The 17450-nt window shown below is 57.4% G+C and carries 14 protein-coding genes; 8 read left to right on the forward strand and 6 right to left on the reverse strand.

Annotated elements, in window-relative coordinates; all coding sequences use genetic code 11:
- The first annotated feature begins 63 nt into the window (after window positions 1-63).
- Window positions 64-810 (forward strand): acetoacetyl-CoA reductase, encoded by a 747-nt coding sequence (gene phbB, locus SR894_RS01720; protein ID WP_035576493.1) that lies wholly within the window; start codon window positions 64-66, stop codon window positions 808-810.
- 62 nt (window positions 811-872) lie between these two features.
- On the opposite strand, the gene SR894_RS01725 is transcribed toward phbB, so the two are convergent.
- Window positions 873-3689 carry a DUF349 domain-containing protein gene (locus SR894_RS01725; protein WP_133731015.1) on the reverse strand — a complete coding sequence of 939 codons (2817 nt, stop codon included), beginning with the start codon at window positions 3687-3689 and terminating at the stop codon, window positions 873-875.
- Window positions 3690-3915: 226 nt separating this feature from the next.
- Between SR894_RS01725 and minC the strand changes: the two genes are divergently transcribed.
- The 4 genes from minC (at window position 3916) to sbcB (ending at window position 7473) form a co-directional block, all read left to right on the forward strand.
- Window positions 3916-4662, forward strand: a complete 747-nt coding sequence (gene minC, locus SR894_RS01730) for a septum site-determining protein MinC (RefSeq protein ID WP_133731014.1) — start codon at window positions 3916-3918, stop codon at window positions 4660-4662.
- 157 nt (window positions 4663-4819) lie between these two features.
- A complete protein-coding gene (minD, locus tag SR894_RS01735; protein WP_133731013.1) occupies window positions 4820-5638 on the forward strand; it encodes a septum site-determining protein MinD in 819 nt (272 codons plus the stop codon).
- On the forward strand, window positions 5635-5886 hold the full coding sequence (gene minE, locus SR894_RS01740; protein ID WP_007111776.1) for a cell division topological specificity factor MinE: 252 nt from the start codon (window positions 5635-5637) through the stop codon (window positions 5884-5886). The genes minD and minE overlap by 4 nt, the downstream gene beginning before the upstream one ends.
- Window positions 5887-5979: 93 nt before the next feature.
- On the forward strand, window positions 5980-7473 hold the full coding sequence (gene sbcB, locus SR894_RS01745) for an exodeoxyribonuclease I (RefSeq protein ID WP_133731012.1): 1494 nt from the start codon (window positions 5980-5982) through the stop codon (window positions 7471-7473).
- Window positions 7474-7603: 130 nt separating this feature from the next.
- Here the strand turns inward: sbcB and SR894_RS01750 are convergent, their stop codons facing one another.
- Together SR894_RS01750 and SR894_RS01755 are read right to left on the reverse strand one after the other, a co-directional pair.
- A complete protein-coding gene (locus SR894_RS01750; RefSeq protein WP_133731011.1) occupies window positions 7604-10459 on the reverse strand; it encodes an insulinase family protein in 2856 nt (951 codons plus the stop codon).
- Window positions 10459-11145 carry an SOS response-associated peptidase gene (locus tag SR894_RS01755; protein ID WP_133731010.1) on the reverse strand — a complete coding sequence of 229 codons (687 nt, stop codon included), beginning with the start codon at window positions 11143-11145 and terminating at the stop codon, window positions 10459-10461. Before SR894_RS01755 ends, SR894_RS01750 begins: the two co-directional genes overlap by 1 nt.
- Window positions 11146-11336: 191 nt before the next feature.
- Between SR894_RS01755 and SR894_RS01760 the strand changes: the two genes are divergently transcribed.
- Window positions 11337-11951 (forward strand): TetR/AcrR family transcriptional regulator, encoded by a 615-nt coding sequence (locus tag SR894_RS01760; protein ID WP_133731009.1) that lies wholly within the window; start codon window positions 11337-11339, stop codon window positions 11949-11951.
- Window positions 11948-12613 (forward strand): 1-acyl-sn-glycerol-3-phosphate acyltransferase, encoded by a 666-nt coding sequence (locus SR894_RS01765; protein ID WP_133731008.1) that lies wholly within the window; start codon window positions 11948-11950, stop codon window positions 12611-12613. Before SR894_RS01760 ends, SR894_RS01765 begins: the two co-directional genes overlap by 4 nt.
- Window positions 12614-12628: 15 nt before the next feature.
- Here SR894_RS01765 and SR894_RS01770 read toward each other — a convergent pair whose 3' ends face one another.
- Together SR894_RS01770 and SR894_RS01775 are read right to left on the reverse strand one after the other, a co-directional pair.
- Window positions 12629-13903, reverse strand: coding sequence for an HlyC/CorC family transporter (locus tag SR894_RS01770; protein WP_133731007.1), 1275 nt, complete (start codon window positions 13901-13903; stop codon window positions 12629-12631).
- A gap of 104 nt (window positions 13904-14007) precedes the next feature.
- Entirely contained in the window at window positions 14008-14805 is a 798-nt protein-coding gene (locus tag SR894_RS01775; protein WP_133731006.1) for a cytochrome C assembly family protein, read from the reverse strand.
- Window positions 14806-15197: 392 nt separating this feature from the next.
- On the opposite strand from SR894_RS01775, the gene ffh reads away from it, so the two are divergent.
- Window positions 15198-16616, forward strand: a complete 1419-nt coding sequence (ffh, locus tag SR894_RS01780; RefSeq protein ID WP_133731005.1) for a signal recognition particle protein — start codon at window positions 15198-15200, stop codon at window positions 16614-16616.
- 41 nt (window positions 16617-16657) lie between these two features.
- On the opposite strand, the gene SR894_RS01785 is transcribed toward ffh, so the two are convergent.
- Window positions 16658-17431: a metallophosphoesterase gene (locus tag SR894_RS01785; RefSeq protein WP_133731004.1), complete on the reverse strand. Its 774-nt coding sequence runs from the start codon at window positions 17429-17431 to the stop codon at window positions 16658-16660.
- Window positions 17432-17450 lie beyond the last annotated feature (19 nt).

The following is a 17450-nucleotide window of genomic DNA, read 5'->3' on the forward strand; positions in this document are numbered from 1 at the left end:
GGCTTGTGGCGCAGCGTACGTGTTTTTAGGCTCAAGTCATTTGTCATTTCAGGGAGGTAGTCAATGGCCAATCAAGCCCCCGTCGCCTGGGTAACTGGTGGAACTGGTGGTATCGGTACGGCAATTTGTCGTTCGTTGGCAGATGCGGGATATTTAGTCGTGGCGGGTTATCGCAACCCCGACAAGGCTAAATCCTGGCTAGAAACGCAGCACGCTGACGGCTATAACAATATCGAATTGTCGGGTGTCGATCTTGCTGACCACAACGCCTGCCTGGAAGGTGCCCGCGAAATCCATGACAAGTATGGCCCCATTAGTGTGCTGGTGAACTGTGCGGGGATTACCCGTGATGGCACCATGAAGAAAATGACCTATGAGCAGTGGTACGAAGTGCTCGACACCAACCTCAATAGCGTGTTTAACACCTGCCGTAGCGTCATTGAGATGATGCTTGAGAATGGCTATGGCCGGATTATCAATATTTCATCCATCAATGGCCGTAAAGGTCAGTTTGGTCAGGTCAACTACGCGGCGGCGAAAGCCGGTATGCATGGCTTGACCATGTCGCTGGCACAGGAAACAGCGACCAAAGGGATTACCGTCAATACCGTATCGCCTGGCTATATCGCCACCGATATGATCATGAATATTCCTGAAAAAGTGCGCGAGGCAATCCGGGAAACAATCCCAGTGAAGCGCTATGGCACGCCAGAGGAGATTGGCCGATTGGTCACCTTCTTAGCCGATAAGGAGTCAGGTTTTATCACCGGTGCGAACATCGATATCAACGGTGGTCAGTTCATGGGCTAGTGGTTAGCCCAAGAAGAGAAGGCAAGCGGGAGGCTATAAGCCTCCCGTTTTCTTGCTAATGCCTAAGGTAGCGGGACGCGCGCCAGTCGGCTGAGCAGGTTATCCAACTCTTCCACTTCAGCATCCCATAGCGTGGCTGGCATTGGCCCTAGCGCCAATAGTGCAATCAAGATGTCGATCACTTCTTGATCACGGCTGCGCTCTTGGTTGAAGCCTTCATTCAAACGCTCTACCTGAATCGCCAGGCGCAGTGGCTCATCGCTTTGCCGCACACTACCCACGGCCAGCATCGATAGGTGCACTCTCAGCCTGGCAAGGGAATCGGCGATGCGAGCGCGATCAGCGTCTGATAGCGGTACCGCGACGCTATGGCGCTGTTGATTGCGCGCGTTATGCGCCTCATTAAAGGCGGTAGGGAGTGAGCTGCCGAGAACCGTTTGCGCTTCCACATCGCTTGGGGTTCCCTCGCTGAGGTAGCGCTGGTCAGCAGCCAAGTGTGCGTTCACTAACGGCATTATCGAGTGCCACTGTTGAACCGTATTGGCAACCGCCAGACGGTTTAAGCGTTCTCTGCGCGCACGCACGATGCCGCTCATCCGCTTCTGCATTCCTTCGCTGCGCCGATTGCGGGGCAACGGCTCAAGCTGGTTGGCCTGTTCGATAAAGCGCTCCAAGGTGGCCGACTCACTCGCTTCAATAGGCTGCCAGCTATCCATTGCGTCGATGAGGGTTTGCATCTCATCAAGCTGCTGTTGCTGGCGCGCCGCCTGCTCATTTTTATGCGCATCGCGCTGGGCAAAGAGTTGATCACACTCGTGGCGGAAGGTTTTCCACAGCGTTTGCTCTTCACCTTTGGGCGCCCGGCCTAGCGCTCGCCACTGCTGCTGCAGCTGTTTGGTCAGGTGAATGCGCTGGGCAAGAGGCTGGCTTGTGTCGCTGCGCAGCGCGCTCACTTGGCTGATCAGATCCCGTTTTTGCGCGGCGATCGTTTCAGCACGCTGATCGATCAGCGCCTGTAGCTGATGACGAATGGTACCAAAGCGCCGGCCAACGGCCTCGGAGCGTTCACGGGGAACGGGGCTATAATGGCGCCACTGGTGGCGCGCTTTGTCGCGGATTTGCCTTAGCACATCGGGATCGGCGTCTTCGGCAGGCTGGGCTAGCAGGCTTTCCAACTGATCGCATAGCGCTTCGCGGGCTTGAAGGTTGGTCTCACGCTCTTCGCTGAGCTGGTCTCGCCAGGGGGCGAGGCGCTCGTGGATGCGATCCGAGGCGCTGCGAAAGCGAGCAGACTGCTCGCGGTTAGCCGCTGCATCGCCCAGCGCTTTCCACTCTTTGACCAGTTGGCGATGGTGGCGGTCAAGCGCTTCTTCCGCCATGTGGAGGTCGTTAGCGAGAGTTTCGATGCTTTCACATAGCTGTTCGCGCTTTGGACCTGCGACAAAGCCCCGCCAGTCGCGTAATTCTGCAAGCCGGGCAGCCAAGTGCTTCAAGCGCGTTTTGAGCGGTTGAGCAGCGGGGCTTTCCAGCGCTTCAATGCGTTGTTTTAGCCGCTGATGCAGGCGGCTGGCGCTTTTAAAGGCGCCGCGCTCTAACAAGTGCTCAAAGGTGTCGAGTTCCGCGCCATGGGCCTCCAGTGTGGCGTTGTCTTCTGCCGGCTGCGAGGGCGCGGTGTTTTCAGCGTTGAGAGCCGCTTTGGCACGGCCGAGCAGCGCGGGCGGCGTTAGGGCCTCCGGCCATTGGCATTCGCTAATCAATTTAGCCAGGGTAGCGTGGTCGCCACCGGTCAGTGCGGTTTCGATGTCGGTGCTGACCGAGCACCAGCGCTGCCATGCCTCTAAGCACTGGTCGTAGTGATGAATCGCCAACGTGTAGCGCTGGCGCATAGTCTCGCTGGGCGGATGGATATCAGATAGCGCCTGCCAGCGTTGGCCTAGCAGTTGGCGCTGGGCGCGCAGGCTGTCGATATCCTGCACGGTCATGGCTGAGGCGTGGCGCAGACCATCAAGGGTTTCTTCGATGCCTTCGAGCAGCTGCTCGCGAGTGTTTTCGGCTTCTTCACGGCGCTCGTCGCTCTGCTGGCGAGCCTGCTCCTGGGTTTCGTGGTCGTGAAGCGTCTTGCGGCAAGCGAGTAGGGCTTGATGAAAACGCTGCTCCTGCTCCACGCTTGGCGGCTGAGTCAGCTGTTCCCACTGCCGTTCAAGGTGGCGAAAGCGCCCGCCGTAAAGCGGTTCCCAGGGGGCACGGGCGTGCTGCTCAAGCTGTTTCAGGAGCGTTTCGCGCTGCTGCTCTTCCGCCTCCAGCCACTGGGCGTCGCTGCGCAAGCGGTTGAGGCGTTCCCGTGCCAGACGAACCACCTGGCGGTCACGGCGTGCCTCTTTCAATAATCGCTTAAGCCCCTCCTCGTCCTCAATGCGCTCGGCGGCCTGATGGCGAACGGCGGCCACACCGTTGTGGCAAGCTTGATGAATTAGGTCATTCTCATCATTCAGCTTGCTCAGGGCGGTCAAGCGTAGATTAAGGTTGTCGCCCTGGAGGGCGACCGCGCTCAGCACCCGTGGCTCTTCTATCTGCTCGACCAATGTTTGGCGTTGGTGAAGGTCGGTATGTCCTTCACGCCCGCTGAGCCGTTGGCAAATGGCATTGAACCAGGCTTCATCCTGCTGATGGTGTGGGTAAGCGTCGACCAGGCCTACGCAGTCATCCAGGGCCAACAGAGCGGCAAGGCGAATCTGGCTGTCGCTATCTTGAGTGAGCGACTGCAGCGCTTGTCGCTGTTCTGCTTGCTCGGGGTTCAGTCGTTGGAGGGCCTGACGGCGTACCTCGGGGTCAGGGTGCTGCCACCGAGGGGCAAACAGGCGTCTTAACAGTCCGTGCATGGATCATCCTGCCAATATGAAATGCGTAGCATGAAAAAAACGGCTCGGTGGTTGCAGTCACCGGCGCTGTCGCTTAGCTTGGCCTTACTATGGTGTGACAGACGTCTAATTTCTAGGCCACACTGCTTCTAGACCACACTGTTTTTAGACTACAGTGTTTCTAGACGACGAAATGCGTGATAGTACGCTACCTTTATCTTATCTGAACATGACGGGGAGTTCGGCCATGAGCCTTAACGTGGATAGTGCCGCAGTGGCCTTTACCTTCAAAGGCGGCATGCTGCCGATGACCGTCATGGAGCTAAGTAGCGCTGATCCGGAGCAAATCCGGCAACAGTTGGCTGGCAAATTCTCCCAGTCCCCTGCTTTCTTTCAGCATACACCGGTTGTCCTCAGCGTGGAAAAACTCGATGAACCCCACTTAGCCCTTGAGCGCATTTGTGCCGTGTGCCGTGACCATAAGCTGTTGCCGGTAGCCGTGCGCGGCGGCACTGAGCCGGTTCGCCAATCGGCCTGGGCGCTGGGGTTGGGTTGGTTTCCTCCGGTGGCAGAGGGCCGCGCCCGGGTGCTGGAAAGTGTCAGTAACTCGCCAGTGCAAGAAGTCACCCGTGAGGAGGCAGTGAGCGAGGCGGAAGCGCCTTCGCTTGCCACGCGGCTTTATCGCGGTACCGTGCGGTCGGGGCAGCAAGTAAGCGCCTCTGATGGAGATTTAGTGGTGATTGGGGCGGTGAATGCCGGGGCAGAAGTGCTGGCCGCGGGAAGTATTCATGTTTATGGCGCGTTGCGTGGCCGTGCGCTGGCGGGCATTCATGGTAATACCCAAGCGGGTATCTACTGCCGAGAATTGGAGGCTGAACTGCTTTCTGTGGCAGGCAACTACAAGCGCTCGGAAGATATTGATGCACAGCTTCTGAGGCGGCCCGCAGAAGTTCACTTTATAAAAGAACAGCTTGAAATTAAGCCACTGAGCTAAGGTATTTGTATGAGGCTGCGTTGGTGCTTCATGCCTAGCGACGCCGAAGGCGCTATCCGTTACAGTATGGCATGTTGATGACATTGACGTTCCCGTTATGCGCAGAGCGCTGACTGACTCGCGCTCGCGACGAACGACTTCAAGAAGGAAGTGACTCTTGGCCAAGATAATTGTAGTGACCTCTGGTAAAGGAGGGGTCGGTAAAACCACTAGCGCGGCAGCCATCTCAACGGGGCTTGCGCTGCGCGGTAAAAAAACAGTCGTCATCGATTTTGATGTGGGCCTGCGGAATCTCGACCTGATCATGGGCTGCGAACGACGCGTGGTATATGACTTAGTCAACGTGATTCAAGGTGAAGCGGGGCTTAACCAGGCGCTGATTCGCGATAAGCGTGTCGAGAATCTGTTTATTTTGCCAGCTTCCCAGACCCGCGATAAGGATGCCCTGACCCAAGAGGGGGTCGCGGAGATCCTGGAGAAATTGAGAGAAGATTTCGACTTCATTCTTTGCGACTCTCCCGCTGGTATAGAGCGTGGTGCGCAGTTGGCCATGTACTTTGCCGACGAGGCGATTGTGGTTACCAACCCTGAAGTATCGTCAGTGCGTGACTCTGACCGTATTTTGGGGCTACTAGCCTCGAAAACCCGGCGTGCAGAGCAGGGCGATGACCCTATCAAAGAGCACCTGTTGGTGACCCGCTATAACCCAGAGCGAGTTACCTCTGGCGATATGCTGACGCTTGACGATATTCGCGAGATTTTAGCGATTAATTTGCTGGGCTTAATTCCTGAATCGGAAGCCGTACTGCGTGCTTCTAACCAGGGGGTGCCGGTAACCCACGATATCTCCAGCGACGCGGGCCAAGCCTATAGTGATACGGTATCGCGCCTGCTCGGTGAGGACATGCCGCTGCGTTTTCACGAATTGCAGCGCAAAGGCCTGCTGAGCCGTATGTTTGGGGGGGCGCGCCGATGAAATTACTGGAGTTCTTGAAGCGTGAGCGCAGGAAATCTGCCTCGGTAGCCAAAGAACGCTTGCAAATTATTGTGGCACATCAGCGCAGTCAGCGCGGCCAGCCCGACTATATGCCGATGCTGGAGCGCGAACTGCTTGAGGTGATCCGTCGCTACGTCCACGTGGATGACGACGCCATTCAAATTTCCTTGGACAGTGAAGACAACTGCTCGGTGCTGGAGCTTAACGTTACGCTTCCCAAGAGCTGAGCCTTCGCCTAAGTGCAAGAACTGAAGACGGGGCGAAAGGGGCGGCGGGTGTGCTAGGCTTGGGCTTTTAACTGCCCAGCGGAGTGATTGTTCATGGCGCCACCCAATGCTGCCCCTGCCAGTTTTCTATGGCATGACTATGAAACCTTCGGGGCGGATCCGCGTCGCGACCGGCCCGCTCAGTTTGCTGCCCTGCGCACTGATGCCGATCTGAACGAGATCGGTGAGCCGATCGAGCTCTACTGCAAGCCCGCCGATGATTACTTGCCTCATCCTGCCGCCTGTTTGATTACCGGTATTACCCCTCAAAAAGCTCAACGCCATGGTCTACCCGAGGCAGAGTTCGCTGGCGAGATTCAGCGCCATATGAGTGAGCCGGGCACCTGCGTGGTGGGCTATAACAGCCTGCGTTTTGATGACGAAGTCTCCCGCCATCTGTTTTACCGCAATCTGCTCGACCCTTATTCCCGTGAGTGGCAAAACGGCAATTCCCGCTGGGATTTAATCGATGTTGTGCGCGCCTTTTATGCACTGCGCCCGGATGGCATTGAGTGGCCGCTGCGCGAAGACGGCGCGCCCAGCTTCAAGCTTGAGCACTTAACCGCGGCGAACGGCATTGCCCATGAGGGTGCCCACGATGCGGTAGCCGACGTGCGCGCCACGATCGCCTTGGCCCGTTTGCTCAAAGCGCGCAATGCGAAGCTGTTCGACTATCTACTCGGCCTGCGCGGTAAACGTGCGGTGGCCAAGCAGCTCGACCTACCCAACGCCAAACCGCTGCTGCATATCTCCCGCCGTTATCCCGCCAGCCGGGGCTGTAGTGCGTTGGTCATGCCGCTGGCCGAACATCCAACCAACCCTAATGGGGTGATCGTTTACGATTTGAGCGTTGATCCCAGCGATATGTTGAGTATGTCGGCGGAGCAGATTCGTGAGCGCGTGTTTGTCAGCCAGCAGGATTTAACCGAAGGCGAGGCGCGTATTCCGCTGAAGGTGATCCATATCAACCGCTGCCCGGTGGTGTTTCCCGCCAGTGCCTTGAAAGACGTTGAGGGGCCTCAGCAGGGTGAGTATGGTGCCATCGTTGCGCGCTTAGGCTTGGATGTGGCGGCCTGTCGGCAGCACTGGAAAACCCTGCGCGATGCCAGCGGTGTTGCCGCCAAGGTCGCCGAGGTGTTTAGTGCAGGTTACGACGATGCGCCGCAAGACCCGGATCTAATGCTCTATTCGGGCAGCTTCTTCTCCGCCGCCGACCGTCAGCAGATGGAGCGAGTGCGAGAGATGGAGCCGTGGGATTTGGTGGGGCAGCGCTTTGCGTTTCAGGATCCGCGCTTGGAAGAGATGCTGTTTCGCTTTCGTGCGCGCAGTTACCCCGACACGTTGGAAGGTGAAGAGCGCGAGCAGTGGGAAGCATTTCGCTGGATGCGGATCAATGATCCGGCCTTGGCGGGCTTTACGCTTAAGGCGTTTGCGCGGGAAATTGCTCAGTACAATCAGCAAACCCTCACTGATCGTGAGCGCCAGATTCTGGAAGAACTGGTGATGTTTGTGGAAGCCATGATGCCGGCTCAAGCGTTTGACGCCTGAGGTGCTGAGTAAAAAAAACGAAACAGCTCTCTGCGGGGGCGCTATGAACCCCTCCCTGGGCGCTAAATTCGCCATCCATGGCGAATAACCCCCGCTTCAAGCTGATTCCGTTTGCTAGCTTCACGAGCTCTTATTTAGTTTTGGGCAGGGGCGAGCGCTTCTCACGATAGTCGCTGACATCACTAGGTTCGTCGCCCGGATTAAAGCGTATGTCCAGGCTGTGTTCGCGCAGCGATGGCCATAGGGCCTTAATATCCTCAAGGCTAACGTTCAGCACCAGCTCGGCCAGTTGGTCGCGTCGATCAAAGCGCACGTCTTCCAACGCGGTGGCTTGCCAGTAGCGGTTAGCCATGCCCGCAAGGCTGGTATCGCGCTGGCGCAACTGGTCGTGAACAGCCTGGCGATAAGGCGCTAAGTCAGCGTCGCTGAGTTGCTCAAGACGCTGGTTAGCCTCATCCAGAAACACATCCATACGCTCGGCAATGGTGCCGCTCTCCACGTCGGGTGATTGCACCATAAGGGCAATCCCTGGCGCTTCGAGCAGCGGCGAATAGCCAGCGTTCACGATGTAGCCGAGCTGCTGCTCGGTGCGCAGCTGTTGGTAGAACGGTGTCTCCAGCCACTGAGCGATCACCATGGTGGTGGCTTGCTCCTCTGGCGTCTGATCGCGGCCTTGCAGATAGCGCAGTACCAAGGACTCATCCCGAGAGCTGTGAGGGTGCAGCACGCTGTGCTCTTCACTCGCTGCAAGCGGGGTGAGGTTGGCAATATCGTCGCGCTTTAACCGCGGTTTTAGCCTGGCACGCATCAGCTGTGTCTGTTCACTTGCCAGATCCGCGTCCAGGTTGCCCACCGCCATGGCATCGACGTACAGGTCATCTAGAAAGCGCTGGCGAAAATCTTCCAGGTGGCTGCGGTCAAAGCGATCGCTGGCAGCGAGAAGCTCAGCGGTAGACCATTGTGGCGTGAGTAACGCTTCGCCCAGCGTGCGGCTAGCTTGACCGTAGAGCGACGCCTGGGGCGCGTTGCGCCACTCACGCTGCAGCTGATAACGCACGCGCTCGAAGGCACTGTCGGTGATTTCGGCGCTCTCTAATTGCTCAAGGGCTTGTTCAATCAGCGGGGTTTGGCCATCACGCCAGCCTGAGAACGATAGCGTCATGCCCCTGGCGTGGGGATAAGCGCTAAACGATTGCCCGGCCAGCCACGCTGGGTAGAGGGATTCATTCAAACTGTCGTTGAGCCAACTGGCGAGCAGCCGAGTGAGCACTGCTTCATGAGCTGAGTAGCTGGCGGTGGGGCTTTGTAGGCTGACCCGCCACTCAACTTTGGGAGTGTTAAAACGATCATCCTGCATATGCCAGGCGGTAAATGATGGTGTTTCGACTAGCAGGCTGGGGCGCTCATCCTGGCCTTCAAGCAGCGTCAGGTCACTGGCGATAAAGGGATTGGGCCCCGGAAGTGCCAAACCGCTCAGGGGCTGGCCCGGCTGTTCGGGCACTTGCTCGTCCCATTGGGTGTTGAACCAAGGTGAGACGGTGTTGCTTTCGATATCCGGTGCTGAGTAGAAGCGCAGCATGTTATCCGGCGTTAGCGCGTCAAGATAAGCCTGCTGACGCTCTGCATCGGGGCCATCCATGCGGTAGGCCGCGTACTGCACGTCCTCTACTGGGTAGCGAGATAGGCTCATGGAAAGGCGAGTGGCTTCCTGCTGCGGGGCGCCATACTGCTGAAAGCGGAAGGCCTGCTCATTGAGTTTTGCCTGCTCTTCGTAGCGCCATCCGGCGAGGCCATCATTGCGCAGTTGCTCAATGGCGGCAAACAGGGTGGCTTCAATATCGTCCAAGCGTTCGGCGCCTGCGGGCGTCAGGCTGATGGAAATAGTGAATAGCGCTTCGTTGCCATCGCCGCGGCCTACACCGGCGGAAAGCCCGTCGGCCAGACCTGCATCGCGCAGTACCGCTAACAGGCTAGCTTCACCTTCATCGCCAAGCAGGTGGGCGATTACCTGGGTCGGCTTTGTACGGTAGTCGTCAGTGGGGTCGGGTACTGGGAAGTAGAAGCGTAATTGACGACGATCCTGTAGCGACTGCCGCTCGATATAGCGGGGTAGCGTGTCTGAATCAACCAGCGGCGCGTCAATCGTCGGCACGCTTAAGTCGTTGTCGGGAATATCGGCAAAGCGCTCGGCTACCCACTCCTCAAGCGTATCGAGCGGCTGTGGCGCCACTACTGCCAGGTTCATAACATTGGCGTCGTAATGCTGGTGATAAAAATCGATCACCCGCTCGCGTAGCGTTGCCTCGCCTTCCGGCGGGCTGGCTAAGGTTTCCCGGCTACCCACGGCAAAGCCGGTGGTGGGGTTGTCAGGGTTGAGCAGTTGGTTGAGCACATCGTTTTCGCGCCGGGACTCATCACGAATACGCGCCATGTACTCCGAGTGAACGATATTGCGCTCGCTCTCCAGGTGGTCGGCGTTAAACAGCGGCGAGAGGAAAAATTCGCTGAAACGGTCAAGCGCGCCCGGCAGTGCCGAGGGCTCAATATCAAAAAAGTAATTGGTATCCTGCTGCGCGGTAAAGGCGTTGTGAGAGCCCGCGTTATTGGAAATATAGCGTTGGTAAGCATCAGATTCCGGGTAGGGCTCGGTGCCTAAAAACAGCATATGCTCTAGAAAGTGTGCTAACCCCTTAAGATCATCAGGATCTTGGGCGCTGCCTACCCGCACATTCATCGACGCTGCCGCCTTGTCCGCTTCCGGGTCGCTGACCAGCAGCACATTGAGGCCGTTATCGAGCGTTAAGACCCGGTAATCGCGGCTGTCATAGGGGCTAATGATCGGGGTGACCGTGTCAGCAATGGCATCGTTAACGGCGTCATCGGTGGCCGCGAAGGCCCGCGGCGTTAACGCCATGCTGGCGATAACGCCAATCACTGCGCACTGCGGGAAAACACGCCAGCGGGTTATGCAAGTGGATCGCAACATTACAGCTCCTGTGACACAGCCCAACGCAGCATCGACCCGGTAGGATGGGCACAGGCCGGTGACTGGTAGGCGGGATTATTGACATGTTTAGATACCGGAAAAGCGCCCAACAGTTCCAATGGTGCGGGTGCTAACAGTGAATTAAGCGTTTCGGTATCGGTGTCTGGGTTGAGCCAGGCGGATAACGCATGGCTGGGTATAGTGACCGGCAAGCGGTCGGTTAACGGCGACAACAGCAGGTTGGCGGGCACGGTGATCAGTGCAGCCGAGTCGGTAAACGCCGTTAACGTGGTGTGGTAGCGGCACCAGAGTGCACCCAGCAGCAGCGGCGCCCGGGATACCTGGGTCACTAAATAGGGTTGCTTGCTGCGTGGCTGGGTTTTCCATACATAGAAACCGCTCACCGGGATAACGCAGCGGCGCGCGCTAAAGGCATCGCGAAACATTGCCCGTGATTCAAGGGTTTCCGCCCGTGCGCAGTGGGGCGCGTGATCCAGCACCTCCAGCCAGGGCGGCGTCAGGCCCCAGAAAAGCGATGAGAGCCGGTACTGCCCCTGCTCTAAGCGAATAGCAGAGATTGGCCGACGAGGCGCTAGGTTGGGCGACTCAATCAATGGTTCAGGAGTGGCTAGCGTTGGCAATAAGCGGGTCAGCGGTAAATTTTGCACGTGCAATCGCCCCGTCATAGCTATCTCCTTAAGCAGAATCGTCGTGGAAGTGTACCTGGATGGCGGGGGACTTCGCGCAATAAAGCACGAAATGTAGCGTTTTAGTGTCGAAAACAGTGTTCGATGTAAGGTATCCTATCGTATCCCTTGCTCCCGCTAAAGCGCAGTGAGGCTTCCTCCTTGTTTGCCGTTGACCTTAAGAGATCGCCATGGCCCGTCCTAGACAGCATGCGCCCGATGCCCTCCACGCGCAGGTCATGCACGCTTGCGATGAGTGGTTGGCTGAGCAGCCAGTCCATGGTCTCTCGCTGCGTGCCCTGGCTAGAGAGGTCGGCTGCGCCCCCAGCACCCTACTGAAGCTATATGGCAGCTTCAATAACTTATTGCAGCACGTCAATGTAGAAACGTTGGCGCGTTTACAGCACACCATTACCAGCCTGAGCGACGATGCCCCTGAACCCTGGTTACGTTCGCTGGCGCGTGCCTACTGGCATTTCGCCGAGCAGGATTGTTACCGCTGGCAACTGCTGTTTGATTACCCGCTGGCCCAAGAGGGCGAGCTTGATCAGCGCCAGAGCGATTTGATCGAAGCGCTGTTTACCCAAGTAGAAGCATCGCTTAAAGCCTACCAGCCGGCGCTGGATGATCTTGAAGCTCGCCGTTTGGGACGCACACTGTGGGGCAGCGTTCATGGGTTAGTCCAGCTGGGGCTGAATGAGCGGTTGGGCTATTGGCAGGGGCAGCAATTAAAAGTAGATGAGCTGCTGGATCAACTGATGAGTACCATTTTGGCGGGCCTACGCCATCGTGAGGCGGCGACGTGACTTGGTGTGTCAATGCGGCACGTCAGGCGCTGCGCTGGCTGATTTTTGTCTCAATGCGCCTCTGCTACCGGCTGCAGGTGCATGGGCGTACCCATATCCCCAAGCAGGGGCCCGCGCTGGTGGTGTGTAACCACGTCAGTTTTATGGATGCCTTGGTGCTTGGAGGCGCTAGCCCCCGGCCGCTACGCTTTGTGATGGATCAGCCGATTTTTGACTCGCCTTGGCTTAAGTGGTGGTTCCAGCTGGTTGGCGCAATTCCCATTGAGTCTGAACGCCGCAGCCCCGGCGCTCTTAGGCGCGCCCTGGATGACGTGAGCGCAGCGCTGCGAAAGGGGCAGGTCGTGATGGTCTTTCCTGAAGGGCGATTGACCCCGGATGGCGAGATTCACGCCTTCCGGCGTGGCCTAGAGGCTATTCTCGCTCGGGACGATGTGCCGGTGATTCCGGCGGGGCTGGCAGGCTTGTGGGGGTCGTGGACCTCTCACCATGATGGCAAGGCGCTAAAGAAGTGGCCTAAGCGTTTTCGGGCGCCGGTGAGCCTGCACTTTGGGCCCCCGCTCAACCGCCTGGACGCCGATGACATAGCGCTGCGGCGGTTTCTCGAAGCGCGGGTTAGGGCGCTAAAGGCGGCGGCTGACCAAGATTTAGCCAACCGCCGTTAATTCGTTTATGACTGACTAGCGCCGTGGCGCCCGCAACTTTTGCCAGCAGCGCGCCGAGGTAATGAGATTATCGCGGATCTCCAGAATCTCCATGCGCATATTGCCGATCTGTAGGCATGCCGGGCCTTCTGGAAAGGCTTCAAGGTGCTCAAGAATTAACCCGTTGAGCGTTTTGGGGCCATCGGTAGGCAGCTGCCAGCCGAGCATCTTGTTAATCTCACGAATATTGGCGGTGCCTTCAATCACGTGACTGCCGTCGTCCTGCTGGTGAATTTCTTCATCCTCAGAGACATCGGTGGTGAACTCGCCCACGATCTCTTCCAGAATATCTTCCAGCGTAACCAAGCCCTCTACGTCGCCGTACTCATCCACCACAATGCCGATGCGCCGTTTCTGCTTTTGAAAGTTGAGCAGTTGGGTATGTAGCGGTGTGGATTCGGGAATGAAGTAGGGCTCACGAGCTTCCTGCACGATAGACGCTTTGGTGACTTCGTCCCGGGAGAGAAAGCGTGCCGCGTTACGTAGATGTAGCATGCCGATAATGTTATTGATATCGCCTTTATAGACCGGCAGCCGGGTGTGTTGGCTGGTACGGATCTGAGTCAAAATATCTTCGAGCGTATCATCCAGGTCGATACCCAGCACCTCGTGGCGCGGCACCATGATGTCGTTCACGGTGACGTTCTCAAGATCAAGAATCGACAGCAGCATCGCCCGGTGACGATAGGGGATTAGTGTACCCGCCTCGTGAACCACCGTGCGTAATTCGTCGCGGGTCAGGCTGTCGCCCCCGTTATCAACGCTTTTAACGCCTACCAACCGGAGCAGGCCGTTAGACATCACGTTAACCAGCCATACGAGTGGGTAAAGCAGCTTGAGCAGCGGCTCAAGGGCGTAGGAAGTCGGGTAGGCGATCCGCTCGGGTTTAATCGCGGCGTAGGTCTTCGGCGTGACTTCGGCAAAAATCAGAATCGTGATGGTCAACAGAGCGGTAGAGATTGCAGGCCCAGATACGTCGCCGAAGAAGTGAATGGCGATAATGGTCGCAATTGAGGCCGCCAGGTTGTTGACGAAGTTGTTACCGATCAGGATAACGCCAATCAGGCGGTCTGGACGGGTGAGCAGGCGCATGACCCGTTTGGCTCTGCGGTCACCGCTGTTGGCCTGATGGCTCAAGCGGTAGCGGTTAATCGACATCATGCCGGTTTCAGAGCTGGAGAAAAACGCAGAAAGCAGTATCAGTAAGGCTAGCAGGCCGAACAGTAACCCCAGGGGGAAGTCGTCGCTCAAGTCGAAAAGTCCTTTGTGGCGAATTAGGCTCGATTTGTAGAAGGTAGCGAGTAGTGTGTCAAGACAACCAAAGGCGTGGTTGCGCCCCGTTAGCGGTTGAGCCGTTATCGATTGAGCAGTATCTCAAGTACAAACTTACTGCCAAAGTAGGCCAACACCAGCAGACCGCAACCGCCCAGTGTCCAGCGCACGGCACGCATGCCGCGCCAGCCAAAGCGATATCGACCAACCAACAGGGTCGTGAAGATTACCCAGGCCAGTAGCGAAAGTACGGTTTTGTGCGCCAAATGCTGGGCAAAGAAGTTGTCCAGAAAAATAAGCCCGCTCGCGATGGAAAGCGTCAATAAAATAATGCCCGCCCACACCAGCTCAAAAAGTACCCGCTCCATGGTGGTGAGCGGCGGTAACGACTGCACAATGCCGCGGATATGATGGTGGCGTAGCGCCTGGTTCTGTAGACCGACCAGCACCGCTTGGATGGCGGCAATGGCCAACACGGCAAACGCCAGCGCTGAACTTATCGCATGCAACAAAATGCCCGGTGTAAGCCCGGTATGACCACCTTGATTCGGCAGCCAAGTGGCGGCGAGTAGCGCAATACCCGCCAGCGGGAAGAGTGCAATCCCGGCGTTAAGCACCGGTTTAAACAGGCTGGCAACTAGCACGACGTTGACCGCGACCGCCATCAGCAATGTGGCGCTGGTGGTAAAGCCGGGCAGTAGGCCAGGGGATTGGCCGACTAATTTGACCACCACAGGGATGTGTAACAGTAGGCCCAATACGGCGAGCAGGCGAACCATGCCCTGGCGGGGAGGCACTCGCCGGAACAGCGTCATGCCCTGCCAAATGGCAGCGGCAACATAAAGAACAAAAGCAATCGTGGCGAAAGGGAGCGCCTGCATGATGCTATCCGTGCGCCTTGCAGCGCGTTGCTGTGAATAAATAAACGAATTAAGTGTGATTACGATAGAGAATCTATCCAACTACTATAACTAATCCAAGCGGCGTCGCCCAGCGGGGCAAACGCATGAAAATAGCTAAAGACTCGGAGTAAGTATGCATGAATGCCAGGGAAAGCTGTAAGCAAGGGTCTTTCGCCATGGCCGGGAAAATGTTCCCGACAATTCCGGCATTTCCGCCATCCATGGCGGTCAGATGGCGACTTGCGCTGGTCGTTTGCAATAGGAACGCTGGCACTTGCCCATGGAGACTCAAAGCATGAGCGCGTATAATCTTTTTACTAATTAGTCCAGGGCGTGCGCGCCGACGGCAGTGACGGAGGCAGAGAGGCCCCATGTTCCAGAATCTAAGTGAGCGTCTTTCCCAGACGTTAAAGTCGATCAAGGGTCAGGCTCGCCTGACCGACGACAATATTAAAGATACCCTGCGCGAAGTACGCCGCGCACTGCTTGAGGCCGACGTAGCACTGCCGGTCATCAAGGCATTTATTGAACGCGTGCGCGAGCGGGCGGTTGGGCAGGAAGTATCCAAAAGCCTGTCGCCAGGCCAGCAGTTCGTCAAAATCGTCCAGCAGGAGCTGGAAGCGATTATGGGCGAAGCCAACGACGGCTTTGTGCTTAAGGGTTCCCCCGCCGTTGTATTGATGGCTGGCTTACAGGGTGCGGGTAAAACCACCTCTGTGGCCAAGCTGGCCCGCTACCTGCGCGAACGCGAGAAGAAGAAAGTCTTGGTAGTGTCTGCCGACGTTTATCGCCCGGCAGCCATCGACCAGCTTGAAACCCTGGCCAAAGAAGTCGAAGTGGACTTCTTCCCCTCGCGCTCTGACCAGCAGCCGGTAGCGATTGCCGAAGCGGCTATCAAGCACGCCAAGATCCAGTTTCACGATGTGGTGCTGATCGATACCGCCGGTCGCCTGGCGATTGATGAAGCCATGATGGCGGAGATCCAGGCGCTGCATAAAGCGGTCTCGCCTCAGGAAACGCTGTTTGTCGTCGACGCCATGACCGGCCAGGATGCTGCCAATACCGCCAAGGCGTTCAGCGAAGCGCTGCCGCTAACCGGTGTGATCCTGACCAAAGCGGACGGTGATGCCCGCGGCGGTGCGGCGCTATCAGTACGTCACATTACCGGCAAACCGATCAAATTTATGGGCGTCGGTGAAAAAGTCGATGCCCTAGAGCCGTTCCACCCAGACCGTGTCGCCTCGCGCATCCTGGGGATGGGCGACATGCTGTCGCTGATCGAGGAAGCCGAACGCACCGTCGATAAGTCCAAAGCCGAGAAGTTGGCTAAAAAGGTCAAGAAGGGTGACGGATTTGACCTGGAAGATTTTCGCGACCAGCTCCAGCAGCTCAAGAAAATGGGCGGTATGGGCGGTCTGATGGGCAAGTTGCCGGGTATGGGGCAGATGGCCGAGATGGCCCAAGGCCCCGGCCCTGAGAAAGAGCTGGGCAAGCTGGAAGCGTTGATTAACTCAATGACGCCTAAAGAGCGCCGCAAGCCCGATATTATCAACGGCTCGCGCAAACGCCGCATTGCCACCGGTGCCGGCCTGCAAGTGCCTGACTTGAATCGCCTGCTCAAGCAGCATAAGCAGATGCAGAAGATGATGAAGAAAGCGGGCCAGAAGGGCGGCATGCAGAAAATGATGCGTGGCATGTCCGGCATGATGGGCGGCGGAGGCCCAGGTGGGCCTGGCGGAATGGGAGGCCCCGGTGGCATGGGCGGCCCCGGTGGTCTGCCGCGGCGCTAAGCTTCTGCGGGCTCAGGTAACCTGAGCCCCTAAGTCCAGATCTAAGCCTGAGCCACATGACGCAGGTGTACGATCACGCTGCCATCTGGCTGACAGTCGTGCAAGGGGTAGCTGTAAGGTACCTTGCAGGCAGTCGGTACGCTGACACTGCCCGGCACTAAATTGTATTGAAACGCCGGGCTTCCGGCGATTCCAGCGTAATGCCCTTCCCAGTAGGTATGCAAAGGCTGGTGGATGTGCCCGCACAAAATGCGTTTGGGTGAGCCGCTAATGATCTCCATAAAGCGCTCCCTTCCTTCGATCAGGCTGTAAGGATCCCAGTGCGGGTTACCGGTCATAAAAGGCGGATGATGCAGAACCAGAAAAGTGACTGGCTGGGTGTGCTGAAGCTGCTTTTCTAGCCACGCCAATCGCGTATTGCACAGCGCCCCCCGTGCTTCTCCCTCTACTACCGAATCCAGGCCCAGCAGGGTGACGTCATGGGTGTCGATTCTGGATTGCATAAACTCGCCTGCTTCAAGCCCCGCCAACCGATTGCCCAGCACTCGCCGCATCGCTTCGCGTCTATCGTGATTGCCAGGCACTGCCAGAATGGGCATGGGGAGTGGCGCTAGCAGGTGGCGTATCAATTGATAGTCCTCATCACTGCCGCCGTCGGCCAAATCGCCACTGATAGCCACAATATCCGGTAAAGGGTTCAGTGTAAGCAGGTCAGCGATGATGCTTTCGACAACCTGCGCGATATCGGCGCGGGTTTCTCCCGTTTCGGAGCACTCGGTGAAAAGATGTAAATCAGATAAATGGGCAATCAGCATTTAGGTAAAACCTGGCAAA

The organism is Vreelandella neptunia (genome assembly GCF_034479615.1).
Lineage (GTDB): Bacteria > Pseudomonadota > Gammaproteobacteria > Pseudomonadales > Halomonadaceae > Vreelandella > Vreelandella neptunia.

What these genes read in the sequence shown, in the direction of transcription:
- SR894_RS01760 (WP_133731009.1), top strand. Translation starts at nt 11,337, where the DNA reads ATGGCCCGTCCTAGACAGCATGCGCCCGATGCCCTCCACGCGCAGGTC.
- SR894_RS01785 (WP_133731004.1), bottom strand. Translation starts at nt 17,431, where the DNA reads ATGCTGATTGCCCATTTATCTGATTTACATCTTTTCACCGAGTGCTCC.
- sbcB (WP_133731012.1), top strand. Translation starts at nt 5,980, where the DNA reads ATGGCGCCACCCAATGCTGCCCCTGCCAGTTTTCTATGGCATGACTAT.
- minE (WP_007111776.1), top strand. Translation starts at nt 5,635, where the DNA reads ATGAAATTACTGGAGTTCTTGAAGCGTGAGCGCAGGAAATCTGCCTCG.
- SR894_RS01755 (WP_133731010.1), bottom strand. Translation starts at nt 11,145, where the DNA reads ATGACGGGGCGATTGCACGTGCAAAATTTACCGCTGACCCGCTTATTG.
- ffh (WP_133731005.1), top strand. Translation starts at nt 15,198, where the DNA reads ATGTTCCAGAATCTAAGTGAGCGTCTTTCCCAGACGTTAAAGTCGATC.
- SR894_RS01750 (WP_133731011.1), bottom strand. Translation starts at nt 10,459, where the DNA reads ATGTTGCGATCCACTTGCATAACCCGCTGGCGTGTTTTCCCGCAGTGC.
- minC (WP_133731014.1), top strand. Translation starts at nt 3,916, where the DNA reads ATGAGCCTTAACGTGGATAGTGCCGCAGTGGCCTTTACCTTCAAAGGC.
- SR894_RS01775 (WP_133731006.1), bottom strand. Translation starts at nt 14,805, where the DNA reads ATGCAGGCGCTCCCTTTCGCCACGATTGCTTTTGTTCTTTATGTTGCC.
- SR894_RS01725 (WP_133731015.1), bottom strand. Translation starts at nt 3,689, where the DNA reads ATGCACGGACTGTTAAGACGCCTGTTTGCCCCTCGGTGGCAGCACCCT.
- phbB (WP_035576493.1), top strand. Translation starts at nt 64, where the DNA reads ATGGCCAATCAAGCCCCCGTCGCCTGGGTAACTGGTGGAACTGGTGGT.